Raw genomic sequence first — 14,668 nt, forward strand, 5'->3', positions numbered from 1 at the left:
CCTCGATAACATTAATCTGTGACCTATTAATAGCCGCCCGCAAGGGCGGTTATCTCTGAACCGCATACAGGATAGTTAAGTATGAAAACCAAGCCGAGTTTTACCGTTAATAAGTTAAGTCTTGCCATTATCTCTGTGATTTCTGCGGCGGCACTATTAACAGCTACCCCCGTATACTCGCAAGAACCAGCGCCTGCGCGCGATCCTGGTGAAGTGATCCCAATTGAACCGATAGAAGTGATTTCAGTTACCGGGCGTTTACGCAGCTCTGCATCAGAAGCAACTGAAGAACGTCGTGAACAAATTGCTGTAGCTGATATTATGGGCTCAGAACAAATTTCAAGAACCGGTGACAGTGATGCAGCCGCAGCGCTTCGTCGTGTGACAGGTTTAACCTTAAAAGATGGCAAATTCATTTATGTTCGTGGTTTAGGTGAGCGTTATTCAAGTACCTCACTGAATGGCGCGACAGTGCCGTCACCGGATCCAACCCGTAACGTGGTGCCTTTAGATATGTTTCCTGCATCGATCATTGAATCGTTATCGGTGCAAAAGTCAGCCTCTGCCAATTCTCCAGCCGCATTTGGTGGCGGACATGTGGATATTCGGACTAAATCTATTCCAGCAGATTTCTTTTTTAAAGCCTCTGTGGGCGGTCGTTATAACACCAATGATTCAGATGACAGCTTCACCTATAATGGTGGTGGCGATGATTGGACCGGCCAAGACGATGGCACTCGCAGCATGCCAAGCAACATTAATAACACCATTAATCAATATGGTGGAATTAGCCCAATTGATATCGTCAGCAATTCTAATGGCGCTATAAGTTACCCCGCAGCACAACAAGTTAACCGCGAATTGGCACTAGACATGTATCGCGATATGACGGTACAAAGTCAAAGTACTGATCCTGCAATGCGCGGTGATATCGCCATTGGTGATCGTTGGGACATTACTGACGACATCATCTTTGGTGCATTATCAGCGGTGTCGTACAAGCAGCAAGCCGAAAACTACACTAAACGCGAAGTTGAACTGGATGGTGATAGCAGCCAAGTACAAGTTGAAAACCAAAAAGACATCGTCGGCACCGACTCGATTGTGCAAGTGTCTGGCATGCTGAACTTAGGCTTAGAAATTGGTTACAACCATAAAATCGAAACCTTCACCACTTATCTGCAAGACACCTCTGATGATGTGTCTATAGGGCTTGAAGAAACCATCGATACTCTGGGTGAGCCTAATGCATTGCAAGTTTATGCTATTGATTACGAGGAACGTTCGTTAATCAGTAACCAAATAAAAGGTCATCATTTTATTGAGCTGTTAAATGATGCTGAAGTGAACTGGAAGTTTTCTGATGCCCGCTCAGAGCGTTATGCTCCTAATGAAGTGTCGTACACCTATAATGTGATTTTAGATGAAAACAACCAGTTATTGTCACGTAACCTCAACACTCAAGATGCGCCAAAGTATGTCTACAGCCGCTTAGAAGATGACAGCCAAAACTATGCCTGGGACTTTACTTACCCAATCAATTTAGACGGCGCATTGGTTAAACTGACAACCGGTTATGAATACTTTGAGCGTACCCGTGAAAGCTATGCCACCCGTTTAGGTTTTGATGTCGATTTAAGTCCAACTGATGCTAACGGTGGCATTTTAGCGAGTGACTTTAATGATATTTTTTCGGATAAAAACATTACCGACAATACCTTAGGACTAGAGCTGAAAGACGCGTCAACCGACACTGAAGACTACATTGCTGCAGAGAAAAACGATGCCGCCTTTGTGAGCATGGACATCGACTTTGATGATGTTTGGCGCGTATATGCTGGTATTCGCTACGAAGATTTTCGCCGCGTGACTTTACCTATCGACCCTGATGGTGAAATTTCAGATGAAGGCGGGCGTTACGACTTGACTGATTATGTGATTGCTGAAGATGGTTGGTTCCCGTCGTTGTCATTAACCTGGAAACAAACCGATACTACCCAATGGCGTTTAGGCGCGAGCAAAACCATAGTACGACCAGATCTGCGTGAAGTGTCGCCCGTTCGATTCCAAGATCCCGTTACCGGTTTTGATTTCTTCGGTAATCCAGAACTTAAAAGCTCCGACATTGTTAACCTCGACTTACGTTGGGAATACTACTCAGATCCGGGCAATAATTTCAGTATGGGCGCATTCTATAAGGATGTAGACGCACCGATTGAACCTATTCAACGTATTTCAGAAGCGGGGCGTCAGCTTAAATTTTATAACGCCGAGTCGGGTTATGTGTACGGTCTTGAAACCGAGTTTTTGCAAGAGCTTGAGTTTTTGGGTAGCGATGGCAGTATTTGGGAGGACTTCTTTGTCGCAGGTAACTTAACCCTAGGCGACTCAGAAATCGATATCGCTGCTAACGGCGAAATCGACCCAACCAATAACACGCGCCGCATGACCGGACATTCACAATGGGTGGCTAACTTACAGTTAAGTTACGACTCGCCAGACAGTTATCACAGTGCCACATTAGTTTATAACGTGTTTGGTGAACGCATTGCCTATGGTGGCCGTGGTGGTTTAGATGACGTATTTGAAAAGCCATTTCATAGCCTTGATTTTACCTATAGTTTCTTCCCGACCGATAGCGTTACCGTAAAAGTAAAAGCGAAGAATATCTTAGGTGAAACAACGGAATACGAGCAGCAAGATATCCAAGTGTATGCCAAAGACCCTGGCACAGAATACACCTTGCAGCTTAGCTATGAGTATTAATACGCCTTAATTTCAAGAGTTAAAAGAGTACTGGTTTTTAGCGATTTTTACTCATCATTTCAATCGCTAAAAACGTGCACGGCCACTTTCTTCGGAACAAAGAAAGTGGCCTTTTTTTGTTTTGGCTTATTATTTGGGTTAGGTTATTAGGTGAAAAGGCATGTTGTTTACATTATAAGTAATAGTGTGAATTGTATAAGTATGTTTTTTATGTTTTTTATGTTTTTTTTGTTATTTTATAATTCAAAATTAAATTAAGGGATTAATTATTATGGATAGGAAAGTTTGTCCAACAATTGTAGATTTACAGCTTGATACAAAGAGTATTGAAGCTATAAATTCGATAAATGATATTTTAAAAAATAAAGAAACAGGTATGTGGGTTACATTAATTGGCCAATTGGTTCTTATTTTTGGCGGTTTAGGCGTTAATGCCAAAGCTTCAAATAATATAATTGAAAAGAATTTAGTCTTTAAGTCTGTTTCTAGTGATTCAAGTCAAACTTCGTATAGTATTTTTTCTACAAATTGGGAGTATTTTTTTAAGACTTTCTCTTCGCTTGATAGGTTTGCTAACAATCAAATAGAAACTATTGCTGGTATGCAAATGTTAAGATCTGAAATTTCATCAAAGGAGAGAGTTTTTTGGAAATCCGTCCATTATGGTTGCAACGTAAAATGAAGATATTAACGATTTTATTTTTTATTTTAACTATTTCGCCTTCAAAAGTTTTTGCTGACGAGTACTTAGATTTCGGTATGGATTTACTGAGTGATAAATTTACTGCATTTGAGGTCAAACATGATAAATGTTTAACCATGTCAAAAATGAATCAATTATCTGATAGCAGTATAGTCACTCTAAAACAGTTACCCATTTCAGTCGGGGAGGCTTTAGGTTATTTGCATCTTAAAGCGATGCGAATGTGTGTGGGTGATGAATACACTGAGTTACTCCAAGTGCTTTTAGATTTAGAAAATGAAAATAAGACAAAACAGAATACTTTTGTTACGCAAGAAATAGACAAAATTAAATTGTTAATCTTTTCCACTTCTGAGTTAAGAGCTCAGAAGCAATATGATTCTTTACCTGTTGAGTATAAAAATAAACTACAGCGAGTGGAAGGTATTCATCAGCCATTTGATATGATCAATGCATTTGAGCGAGCATGGTTATAACAAATCAGTAATCTTTATAAAATCGATTAATATGAATTAATCGATTTTTTTATCTTTTTAGTAATAGTCTCGGATATTGTTGTTAGAATACATCTACTTTTTGCAAGCTGCAGTCCGAGTTAATAACCATTATGTTTAACCGTCTTTCTTTGTTTTTATACTTAATCTTAGCTATATCGATCAGCGCATGCGCCATGCCACTGGGGATGACACAAGCGGGTAGCATTACCGCCCCGTCTATTGACGAAGCCAGCGGTTTGGCGGTATCGAGGCTCAATGACAAGATATTGTGGGTACATAACGACAGTGGTGATTCGGCAAGGATTTTTGCCATTGATACCCAAGGTCATCAACTCGCGACAGTAAACATTACTGGTGTAAAGAACATTGATTGGGAAGACATAGCCTCGTTTGTTTACCAAGGTGAAGCGTACTTATTGATCGCCGATGTGGGTGATAACCAAGCGAAGCGATCGCAGTATCAATTACACCTGATCAAAGAGCCAGATTTAAGCCAACTGAATGGACAAAAAACACTGTCGGTTAAACCCAGTTGGAGCATGACATTTACCTACCCAGATGGCGCACACGATTGTGAATCCGTAGCCGTTGATGTGGCTAAGCAAAAAATACTGTTACTGACTAAACGCGATAAGCTGCCGATATTATACGAGTTACCATTAATCGCTCCTTCGGCGCAAAGCGTATCAAAGAATGTATCGGTTCAAATGATTAACAAACAAGCCAAAAGGTTGGGCGAAATAGCGCCATTACCAACCGCGATGCTCGATTATGCCAGTATCTATACTTGGGCCGGTTTTGCCGGAAAGCCCACCGCAATTGATATCTCCGCGGATGGTTTATCGGCTGTAGTATTAACCTACACTCACGCGTTCTATTTTACCCAATCACAGCCTGGCGATTGGTTAACGCTGTTTTCTACAGCGCCACAAGAGATTGCTCTGCCAGCGATAAAACAAGCTGAAGCGGTTAGTTTTAGCCAAGAGGGTAGCAGCATTTTTATTACATCAGAGATGCTGCCAGCGCCTTTGTATAAAATGGATTTGAAGGGTTTTCATACTCAATAGTAGGTTTTTTTCTTTATTTTTTAGATATGGCCTGCGGCCACTAAGGTCGTGGCGCTTCACCCACACCAGACCAAGAGGAAACCAACGGCTGTTTCCTCTTTACTTTTTATTCAAAGAATTGGCCCAGCCGCCACATCAACATTATCCCAATGTGATTTAAGCAATAGAAGCGATAATTTCGCGACGTGGTACGATCCAGCTTGTGACTTCGTTTGTAGACTGCTTCGGCCCATCTTGCAGTAAAGAGTGAAAATGCTAACGCTTCCTATGGGGATCTGATGTGAATGGATTCACGAATGTTGTGGTGGCATGGTCAATAATGTTCCCGACATCAAATGACATTCCCCATGTCCATATGGGTCAGATGCCAAAGAACGACCTTTCCCCGCGAAAGCTAGCTGGCATCTGATAGGCAGGATGCCTGAATGCCTTGGAGTATATGGATATACGTGAAAGGCCATGGTCAGCTCACGCATTCTTTTATAAAGAGTCTTCAACGGCCTCAATTTATTGGATACTGAAGGTTTCAAAGTAAAATACGCAAAAGTCGCAAACAAAAAAATTGTTAGTTTCAGCTAATGCGATAGCTGTATTTACATTACTATTGCTTGGTTTGATATTGCAGTTTTGTGTCTTCTATCAGTTGTTGCCACTGAGGGTATTCAGCAAAGCTTTGTTGTAAGTCGCCCCAAGGGGTGAGTGCTTCGGCCATCGTCGGTGCTTTGTTTTGGCGGGTTTGGTATAAATAATAAAAGGCTGACGCTCGATAATTAGCCGCGCAATGGACTAGCACAGGGGCATCGCCATTCTGGTCCATCAGGCTAAAAAATTGCTGTAGATTTTCTGGTGTAGGCTGCTGCCAGTCCACGCTAATATTGTGATAGTTCATACCGAGTTGAGTGACGATTTGCTGCTCATTTTGTAAGGCGTTTGGGTTGTCATTGGGAATGAGATTAATCACCGTTTTGATACCAGCTTGAGCGAGTTGTGCAAATTGTTGCTCTGTGGGTAAACCTGCAGTAATCACTTGCTGGTTATTAAATTTAACTGCTTTTATGTCGCCAAGTGTGTTGGTGTCAATATTCGCCATGCTGCCTGTACTGTTCACATCGGCACTATTCACTTCCGAGCTATTCACTTCCGAACTATTCACACCCGAACTAAATACTCCCGCACTAAAAAAGAAACAACACATTAATATGCTGGTGGACAGCAGGTTATAACGTTGCAGTATATTCATGTAATCCCCTTGGTTTGTGTGATACCTAATAACGTATGACGTATTTTCGCTAAGCTCAAGTTAAGCATACTATTGTTAAGTTTTCATATAAAAGTTACGTGTTGAAAGTTACATTCCGCACAGGCCAAACCCACCGTCGTTCAGGTAATGTTGTTGAGCCGGAATCCAGCGCTATTCTTTGTATTTATGGCCTGCGGCCACTAACGTCGTGGCGCGTCGCCCACACCAGACCAAGAGGAAACCAACGGCTGTTCCCTCTTGGATCTCCCAGCCGCCCCGCAACATTTTCAAACAGCGAAAAGGTCGCCATGGGGTCAAGTTTAACTTTGACCTGCATTTGTGTCTGCTTCAGCCTTATTCGAAAATGCTATCGCTTCCGATGGTACATCCTGTACCGCGAAAGCTAGCCAGACATCCATGTCTGGACCCACGTCATTTTCTTCAACGACCTCAATTCATGGAACCCTGAAAATGTTAAACCAAGCATCATAATGAGATTCTGTGATGAATGGTAAAAATCGGCTGAATGACTAAAAAATACATCTTAAAAGGTGTAATTAGAACAATCGATTAGCAGAAAGATTGTACAAAAAATAACTACCGCAAAAAAGAAAATTCCGATAGCATGTTATGTTAATAGTTACCGATTAATATGGATGTGGCATCGGCCAAGTCCAACAAGCAATTTATACTTTGCAAATAGTGCAACTTATTAGAGGTTTTATGTTTAGTTTCAATCCCCGAGGAGAAAATCTCAGAGCCTTAGAGCAAAACATATTAAAGTTTAGAGCTTTTGAAATGGTAATGATTTTATTCTATGTTGAAGAAATAAAATCTATTGCATTAAGGACTATCAAGGTTACTGATAAGTGGAATAATTTACTGTCAAATAAGGAAGAACGATTTCCTGATAACACAAAAAAAATATATAAAAAACTTTGGAAGTTATTAGTTACAGAGAATATTTTATCTACAGAAGAAAAAGATGATATTGAAAGTATTATTGATTACAGAAATGATATAGCACATTCAATTGAAGAGCTTGTTTTTGATCTGAATGTAGACTCATATTCAAAAAGTCATGTTAAATTCGCGGGTAAAAAATATGAGCATGGTGTACTTGAACGTTTAAAAAAATATAAAGAGTTAATGTATAAAAGATTCTCTGGCAAATATGTTTTTGAAATTAATATGAAGAGCGTATTGTTCGCTCAAGCAGAGCGAACTTATCTAATTGAATTAGCAAAAATAGATAAAAAAATACGTCGATTACTTGAGTTAAGAAAAGTGGAAAATAAAAAAATAGAGTGTGAAGTAAAGCAGTTGAATGAGTTAGATATAACTAAGCTTCAACCATGGCATCCAAAAAACTTCAGACCTAACAGACAGTTATCACCTCAAGGTATAAAGTGTATGCATATGCTTTTTAGTTTAAATGTAAGTAATATTACAGTGAGTTATTTGATGCGTATTTCACTAAAATCAATTAGTAAAAGAAAGAGGATTTGGCTAAAATAAAATACAAGCTTTCAAATAACCTAATCTGCAATCCACTTGTCCAAAACAGCTCTCATTGAGCTGTTTTGGTTGCATCAATTATTCTTCACTGCTCAAAATAAAATTGCTAATCGCTTTTGAGATCAGGTCTTTCTTCATCGTAGTGCGTGCGAGAGGCTGGTTAAACCAAAAGCTCATTGGTTGGTCAAAGCCGATACCGTGCATATAATTGTAGAGCGCCTTACGCAGTCCTTCGCCCAGCATGTCATGATCGGTGCCGGTTGGGTCGGTGAAATCCACATCGTTTTCAGCGAATAAGATCTCTGGGCGTTCAGCAAGGGTGATACCAAACTGCTCTGGGTTCAAGCCAATAGGGCTGTGGATGGTGGCCACAAAACGATGCCAGTAGGCGGACTGGAAACAGCCTTGCTGCATCAATTGGCGCACCATTTCCAGCGAATCGATAGTCTCTTGTTCGGTTTGTGTTGGAAAGCCATACATTAAATAGGCATGCACCAAGATACCGGCATCACTAAAGGCTTTGGTGACATGGGCGACGCGCTCAACACTCACGCCTTTTTTCATTAGTTTCAATAGTCTGTCTGAAGCCACTTCAAGGCCGCCACTGACTGCGATACAACCCGAGTCTGCCAGTAACTGGCAACGCGCTGGGCTAAACGTTCTTTCAAAGCGGATATTACCCCACCAGCTGATCACTACGTTGCGTTCAATGAGGCGTTTTGCAAACGCAAATAAGGTTTTTGGCGGTAGGGCTTCATCGACAAAATGGAAACCTGTTTGTCCGGTTTCTTCAATAAGCGCTTCGATGCGGTCCACCAGAATATCCGCGCCAGCAGTATCGTAGCGGTCGATGTAGTCCAAACTGACATCACAAAAGCTGCATTTACGCCAGTAACAGCCATGGGCTATGGTGAGTTTATTCCAGCGGCCATCACTCCAAATACGGTGCATAGGATTGAGCATTTCACATAAAGACAGGTATTCGCCCAATGGCAAGCCATCGTAAATGGGCGCGCCAACGTCGACCTGTGGAATGTCGTGTAGCAGTTCGTTTTGATTTAAGTGGACGTAGGCTTGACCATTTTCATCTTCTGCGAGGAAATAGGTTCGCACTAACTCGTCTATCTCGCGTTTGCCTTCAAAGTATTCCAGCAGGGTGATAAGTGGGCGTTCGCCGTCGTCAAGACAGATAAAGTCGACAAACTCAAATACGCGAGGGTCTTTGAGTGCGCGCAGCTCAGTATTGACAAAACCACCGCCCATGACGATGGGAAGCTCAGGATTGATGGCTTTACAGGTTTGCGCAATACGCAAAGCGCCGAGCATGTTACCGGGAAAAGGCACGGTTAACGCGACCACGCTAGGCTGAGTTTCTTCTAGATACTGCTCGACCAACTGTTCCAAAATTTCCGAGCTGAAACTAGGGTCTCCCATCAAGGTGTCGTAGAGGTTGTCAAAGCTTGGGTTGGCCGACGCTAATTTTTCGCCATAGCGGCTGACTTCAAAGTAGGGATCAACCCCCTGAGTAATCACGTTCGACAGATCATTAATAAACAGGGTGGCGAGATATTTGGCTTTATCTTGTACGCCTAAATTGCCAAAGGCCGCTTGCAACACATCGCCAGATATTTCTTCCATCTGGGCTATAGTGTCAAATGCTGGGCCTTCTGGTAAAAAACGCCGTGAGTTAATCCGCATTGCTAGGCTTGGATCTTTACCCTGCAAAAAGCGAATGGCAGGCTCAACGGCTAGATGGTAACGATCGTATTCGGCTAGAAAATTAAAGATCACATCAGGTAGTTCATTGTCTTCAAAATGCTCGAAGTTTTCTTCCACATGCTGACGGATAATCTCCAGCGCAGGCGCCGTAATCATCTCAAGGAAAAGCTCAATAGCAGGATCTCGCTGAACCGCCTCATAGCCTCGCGAGCGTAAAAAACCAGTCAAATACGCTGTTGCCGGATACGGCGTATTCAGCTGGGTCATAGGTGGAGTCATTAGAAGAACGGTCATAACCTGCCTTTAAATAGTAAAACCTGAATGCTTATTGCGAAACAGAATAATGGCAGCAAATGCCGCTGCCATAAAATAATAATGAATTCTAACAAATGACCTGTAAAAAATCCCAGTAGATTAGAAAATGGTTGATTGATCACCGGTTGATTGCGCCGTCTGGATTGATCATATGCTTCGCCATTTGAGGCGGAATAGTCGTCAGTGTCGACTTTATGCTTTTTTAACAGTGCGATCAGGACTGCGAGGCACGCTGATTAAGCGGTCGAGTAAGTCGAGTCAGATGGACTGAATTTTCATCTGACCCTGCTAATGCTTAATTAAGGATGGGCGCTAGATAACCAGTGCCAAGTTGTTGCATTTGCTGTTCAACCCAGACTACTCTCTGGCGAAAATAAGGGCTTAAATTACGAGGATCGCGATTGCGAGGGCTGGGCAATAGCACGGCTAGGCGCGCGGCTTCATTACGGGTTAGATAGCGAGCCGATTTATTAAAATAATGCTGGCTAGCCGCTTCTACGCCGTAAATCCCTTTACCAAACTCTGCCACGTTGACATACACTTCTAAGATACGTCTTTTGCCCCAAATCGCTTCAAGGCTGACGGCCAACATGGCTTCCAGACCTTTACGAACAAAGCTTTGCCCCGGCCATAGTAAGAGGTTTTTTGCGGTTTGTTGGCTGATGGTGCTGGCACCACGAAGACCTTCACCGTCGTCGTACTGGTTAAGGGCTTTACTGATGGCGGCAAAATCGACACCGAAATGCTCTGGAAACAGCTGATCTTCTGAGGCAACCATGGCTAGCGGTATCTGCGACGGCAACTCATCAATACTTATCCAGTGTTGGGTAACCGGATAAGGGCTTTGCAGCATAAATGACGTAGTCGGTGGCGCCACAAATCGAAACACCAGTAACAATAGCGCCAGTAATAGCAACAACCGCCACATAACAAACCATGTCCAACCCAAAAAACCTCGTTTACGATTTGCCATTCACTGCCTCTGGTTATGTCAGCCTTTGAGGCTTTGTCGTCTTCGATGTGCAAGAGTATAGGATATTGAGCATCAAGACCAAACGCTAATAAACGTCGTTCAAACTTTATTTCTCAAGGGAAGTTTACCTCATATCGGTATACAGATTCATTAAGCCGCAATAATGCCTAAGGTGGTCACAATGTGATACTCATTTTTCAACGCGTTAGGGTTATCATTAAGGGTTAAGTTGATTACAGTCATGCCCCCCAGGTTTGGCGATTATTTTAAATGGGCAATCCTGCGGTTATCACTTGCTCATTATTAAACGTTAATGGCGTTAATCTCGGCAAGTTTGCCACTATCTATATTGGCCATATGATTACTACTTCAGGTTAAGTTAACCAACAATAAGCTGCTCAACAGTAATCCATAGCGATAAAATCTTTTCATATAAGTTCCTCAACAAGGTTTGATATTTGACAAGATAGTGCGGATGTCTGCCAAGCTGGTTTGCCATTGATGATAATCAAGCCTAATAGAATAGGCGTTGTTATCGACCATCAATACCAATGATGGAAACCCTTGAATAGGAAGTTGACCAGCAAGGTTAATTTCTTGCAACAGTTGTTTGTCTATGTCATTAGCGGTTAATTGTTCAACGAAAGGTGCTTCAGGGATGCCAACTTGAATCGCGATAGCCACTAAAGTATCGAGATCCGATGGGTTTTTCGCATTCAAGTAATACGCCTGTTGAATCGCATTAATCATTTGTTTTTCAAGCCCATATTGACGAGCAATGATACTGGCTCGACATGCTGGATAAGTCGATCGCCTGGGTTGGCAGAGATGCCAAAAGTCATGATTAAATTTAGTGCCCAGTTGTTGAGTAATTTTTTGCCACGTTTGTTGTAACATTTGCTGCATGGGTCGTGGCATTGGGAGATCTGAATCTGGCGCCAACCCCCCGACCAAGTATTTGATGGTTAACTGTTGGCCCAATTGCTGCTGCAGTTGAGCTTGCAGCGTGTCCCATGTGGGGCGATATCCCCAACACCAACTGCACATAGGGTCGTGAACATAATAGAGTGTTGTGTTAGGCATTATGGACCTCGTTGTTAAGCGTTAAAACGCTACTGCTGTTATTCGTTTTATCTATTTAGGGTTATTATTGTCATATTAATTCTATATTTTAGTCATATTCATTGCGTAAGCTGGTGGCGATAATGAGTCAATCAACCCTGCATTACAACAGGCATGCATGACAATATGGAGCAAAAAGATGACAAGGAAAAACAGTGTCACACTGGGTATTATTTCGATTTTGACCAGTATGTTATGGGTCTCAGGCTGTAACAGTAACGATAATAATACCAGCGTAGCAACAGAATTGAATAAAAGTGTCAGCGCTCAAGTGGGCCCTAGACCGCTATTTTTAGTCGGTCAAATGCAAGACAGTGAGTTAAAAGATCAATTAGCGCAATGTGCTTCAAATTCATTTTACCGGACTGATTTCTCGATTGGCCACCGTGGTGCATCGATGCAATTCCCTGAACACACCAAAGAAGCCTATCAAGCAGCCATCGATTCCGGTGCTGGTATTGTTGAATGTGATGTGACCTTTACCGCAGATAAAGCGCTCGTGTGTCGTCATTCACAGTGTGATTTAGCCACTACCACCAATATTCTGTCCATTCCAGCCCTAGCCAATAAATGTTCAGTGCCATTTTTACCCGCCGATGCTGTTAACGGTGTCAGCGCTACGGCGACTTGTTGTACTAGCGATATCAGTTTAGCTGAATTTAACACCTTAAAAGGCAAAATGGACGGCTTTAACCCCAATGCCACCACAGTCGAAGAGTTTATGGACGGCACGCCAAATTGGCGCACCGATTTATATGCCGGTAATGGCACTTTAATGACTCATGCTGAAAGTATTGCCTTATTCAAAGCTGCTGGAGTAAAGATGACTCCAGAGCTTAAGTCGGCTAGTGTCAGCATGCCCTATGATGGCTTTACCCAACAAGATTACGCTCAGAAAATGCTAGATGAATATGCCGCAGCAGGTGTTGATGCATCGCAAGTATTTCCGCAGTCGTTTAATTTAGACGATATAAAATATTGGATAGCCAATGCGCCTGAATTTGCCGATCAAGCGGTATACCTCGATGGCCGTGACGAGCAGGCTGGATTTGACCCGCAAAATAGCGCGACTTGGTCACCGAGTATGGATACCTTGGCCGCTGATGGCGTAAAAATTATCGCGCCACCGTTATGGATGTTAGTCACTTTAGATAATAACAAGGCCATCGTACCTTCTGAATATGCTAAAGCGGCTAATGCAGCTGGCTTAAAAATTATTGCATGGTCACTTGAGCGTTCAGGCCCACTGAGCCAAGGTGGTGGCGGTTGGTACTATCAAAGTATTGCCGACGTGGTTGATAACGAAGGTGACACTTTTGAGCTGTTAGATGTACTGGCAAAAGATGTTGGCGTAATCGGTGTGTTTTCCGACTGGCCCGCTACCGTGACCTATTATGCTAACTGCATGGATATGTAACGATTAACAGTATTATTGTCCCTTATTTAGCTGGGATAAACTGAACTTATCAAGAAGGTGCTGACATTGTTGGCACCTTTTTTTATTCTATTCACTATACTCGTTGTGATAGAAGACTAATTGCTCACGGCTCAACCAAGCTTCGAGCGAGTGGGCGATGATAAACGCTAATGTCACTTGTTGATGTATTATCGAAGCGACCGAAATAGTGACATAAATGAGGTTTATAGCGATGTGGCTAGCCTTTAGTCTATATAGCTCGCAGAGGATGTCAGTGGTAGTGTTATAGCACAACAAGACCTATAACCATATATAAAATAAGGATATTTAGGATGAAGTTAACCAAACGTTTTTGCATGATTGGCGCGGCAGCCGCGCTGTCTATTAGTACGGCTGTTATGGCGGCACCGACATTTATTAATATTCTTACTGGCGGCACCAGTGGTGTGTATTATCCTATCGGTGTTGCTCTTTCACAACTGTATAGTAATGGTATTGAAGGCTCTAAAACCTCTGTTCAAGCGACTAAAGCGTCTGTTGAAAACCTTAATTTATTACAAGCTGGACGTGGCGAATTAGCACTTGCGTTAGGTGATTCGGTATCGGCTGCATGGGCGGGTGATGCTGAAGCAGGTTTTAAGACACCGTTGAACAAATTACGTGTCATTGCCGCAACATATCCTAATTTTATCCAAATTGTCGCCAATAAAGATGCAGGGATTAATAGCCTTGCCGATTTAAAAGGCAAACGTATTTCTGTGGGGGCGCCTAAATCTGGTACTGAGCTAAACGCTCGCGCTATTTTTAGTGCTGCAGGCTTAAGCTATGACGATATGGGGAAAGTGGAATTTCTGCCTTATGCCGAATCAGTTGAGCTAATTAAAAACCGTCAATTGGATGCGACCTTACAATCGTCTGGCCTAGGTATGGCGGCCATTCGTGATTTAGCCGCCACCATGGCGATTAACTTTGTCGAGATCCCCGCAGATATCGTGGCTAAAATTAATAATCCCGCTTATCAAGTAGGGGTGATTACTGCCAATACCTATGAAGGTCAAACTACCGATATTAGTACGGTGTCGATTCAGAATTTATTGGTAAGCCATAGTAAGGTCTCTGATGAAATCGCCTATCAAATGACTAAACTTATGTTTGAAAACTTGGATCGTTTAGGTACGGCACACTCTGCCGCTAAGGCTATCAGTTTAGACACAGCGACCAAAAATCTGCCTATTCCAATGCATCCAGGTGCAGAGCGTTACTACAAAGAGGTGAATGCATTGTAATCTCATTTTTACTTTGCGAGCGCTTGCTTAACCTAAGCAAGCGCT

General features: G+C 42.4%; 11 protein-coding genes. 7 read left to right on the forward strand and 4 right to left on the reverse strand.

From position 1 onward, the window contains the following. Positions 1-81 precede the first annotated feature (81 nt). The 4 genes from EGC80_RS07295 (at position 82) to EGC80_RS07310 (ending at position 5,033) form a co-directional block, all read left to right on the forward strand. On the forward strand, positions 82-2,766 hold the full coding sequence (locus EGC80_RS07295; RefSeq protein ID WP_124012574.1) for a TonB-dependent receptor domain-containing protein: 2,685 nt from the start codon (positions 82-84) through the stop codon (positions 2,764-2,766). A 271-nt stretch (positions 2,767-3,037) separates the two neighbouring features. Continuing rightward, positions 3,038-3,448 carry a hypothetical protein gene (locus EGC80_RS07300; protein WP_124012573.1) on the forward strand — a complete coding sequence of 137 codons (411 nt, stop codon included), beginning with the start codon at positions 3,038-3,040 and terminating at the stop codon, positions 3,446-3,448. Continuing rightward, a complete protein-coding gene (locus EGC80_RS07305) occupies positions 3,412-3,945 on the forward strand; it encodes a hypothetical protein (RefSeq protein WP_124012572.1) in 534 nt (177 codons plus the stop codon). Before EGC80_RS07300 ends, EGC80_RS07305 begins: the two co-directional genes overlap by 37 nt. 194 nt (positions 3,946-4,139) lie before the next feature. Next, complete coding sequence (locus EGC80_RS07310; RefSeq protein ID WP_124012571.1) at positions 4,140-5,033, forward strand: hypothetical protein; 894 nt, start codon at positions 4,140-4,142, stop codon at positions 5,031-5,033. 601 nt (positions 5,034-5,634) lie between these two features. Here EGC80_RS07310 and EGC80_RS07315 read toward each other — a convergent pair. Then, positions 5,635-6,273, reverse strand: coding sequence for a protein tyrosine phosphatase family protein (locus EGC80_RS07315; protein ID WP_124012570.1), 639 nt, complete (start codon positions 6,271-6,273; stop codon positions 5,635-5,637). A gap of 723 nt (positions 6,274-6,996) precedes the next feature. On the opposite strand from EGC80_RS07315, the gene EGC80_RS07320 reads away from it, so the two are divergent. Then, positions 6,997-7,791, forward strand: a complete 795-nt coding sequence (locus EGC80_RS07320) for a hypothetical protein (RefSeq protein WP_124012569.1) — start codon at positions 6,997-6,999, stop codon at positions 7,789-7,791. Between the two features lie 78 nt (positions 7,792-7,869). Here the strand turns inward: EGC80_RS07320 and EGC80_RS07325 are convergent, their stop codons facing one another. From EGC80_RS07325 to EGC80_RS07335, 3 genes are all read right to left on the reverse strand, one after another. Next, entirely contained in the window at positions 7,870-9,804 is a 1,935-nt protein-coding gene (locus EGC80_RS07325; RefSeq protein ID WP_124693465.1) for a B12-binding domain-containing radical SAM protein, read from the reverse strand. Positions 9,805-10,120: 316 nt separating this feature from the next. Further along, positions 10,121-10,798, reverse strand: a complete 678-nt coding sequence (mtgA, locus tag EGC80_RS07330; protein ID WP_124012568.1) for a monofunctional biosynthetic peptidoglycan transglycosylase — start codon at positions 10,796-10,798, stop codon at positions 10,121-10,123. Positions 10,799-11,239: 441 nt separating this feature from the next. Continuing rightward, positions 11,240-11,881, reverse strand: coding sequence for a DsbA family protein (locus EGC80_RS07335; RefSeq protein WP_124012567.1), 642 nt, complete (start codon positions 11,879-11,881; stop codon positions 11,240-11,242). Positions 11,882-12,059: 178 nt separating this feature from the next. Between EGC80_RS07335 and EGC80_RS07340 the strand changes: the two genes are divergently transcribed. Further along, complete coding sequence (locus tag EGC80_RS07340; protein WP_124012566.1) at positions 12,060-13,337, forward strand: glycerophosphodiester phosphodiesterase family protein; 1,278 nt, start codon at positions 12,060-12,062, stop codon at positions 13,335-13,337. Between the two features lie 332 nt (positions 13,338-13,669). After that, the gene (locus EGC80_RS07345) at positions 13,670-14,623 is read left to right on the forward strand and encodes a TAXI family TRAP transporter solute-binding subunit (RefSeq protein ID WP_101033967.1); all 954 of its coding nucleotides are present in this window, start codon (positions 13,670-13,672) and stop codon (positions 14,621-14,623) included. The last annotated feature ends 45 nt before the right edge of the window (positions 14,624-14,668 follow it).

It is taken from the genome of Shewanella psychromarinicola, from assembly GCF_003855155.1.
GTDB classification, from domain to species: domain Bacteria; phylum Pseudomonadota; class Gammaproteobacteria; order Enterobacterales; family Shewanellaceae; genus Shewanella; species Shewanella psychromarinicola.

Coding starts and splice junctions, on each gene's coding strand:
- EGC80_RS07295 (WP_124012574.1), top strand. CDS start 82: ATGAAAACCAAGCCGAGTTTTACCGTTAATAAGTTAAGTCTTGCCATT.
- EGC80_RS07300 (WP_124012573.1), top strand. CDS start 3,038: ATGGATAGGAAAGTTTGTCCAACAATTGTAGATTTACAGCTTGATACA.
- EGC80_RS07310 (WP_124012571.1), top strand. CDS start 4,140: ATGCCACTGGGGATGACACAAGCGGGTAGCATTACCGCCCCGTCTATT.
- EGC80_RS07315 (WP_124012570.1), bottom strand. CDS start 6,273: ATGAATATACTGCAACGTTATAACCTGCTGTCCACCAGCATATTAATG.
- EGC80_RS07320 (WP_124012569.1), top strand. CDS start 6,997: ATGTTTAGTTTCAATCCCCGAGGAGAAAATCTCAGAGCCTTAGAGCAA.
- EGC80_RS07325 (WP_124693465.1), bottom strand. CDS start 9,804: ATGACCGTTCTTCTAATGACTCCACCTATGACCCAGCTGAATACGCCG.
- mtgA (WP_124012568.1), bottom strand. CDS start 10,798: ATGGCAAATCGTAAACGAGGTTTTTTGGGTTGGACATGGTTTGTTATG.
- EGC80_RS07335 (WP_124012567.1), bottom strand. CDS start 11,881: ATGCCTAACACAACACTCTATTATGTTCACGACCCTATGTGCAGTTGG.
- EGC80_RS07340 (WP_124012566.1), top strand. CDS start 12,060: ATGACAAGGAAAAACAGTGTCACACTGGGTATTATTTCGATTTTGACC.
- EGC80_RS07345 (WP_101033967.1), top strand. CDS start 13,670: ATGAAGTTAACCAAACGTTTTTGCATGATTGGCGCGGCAGCCGCGCTG.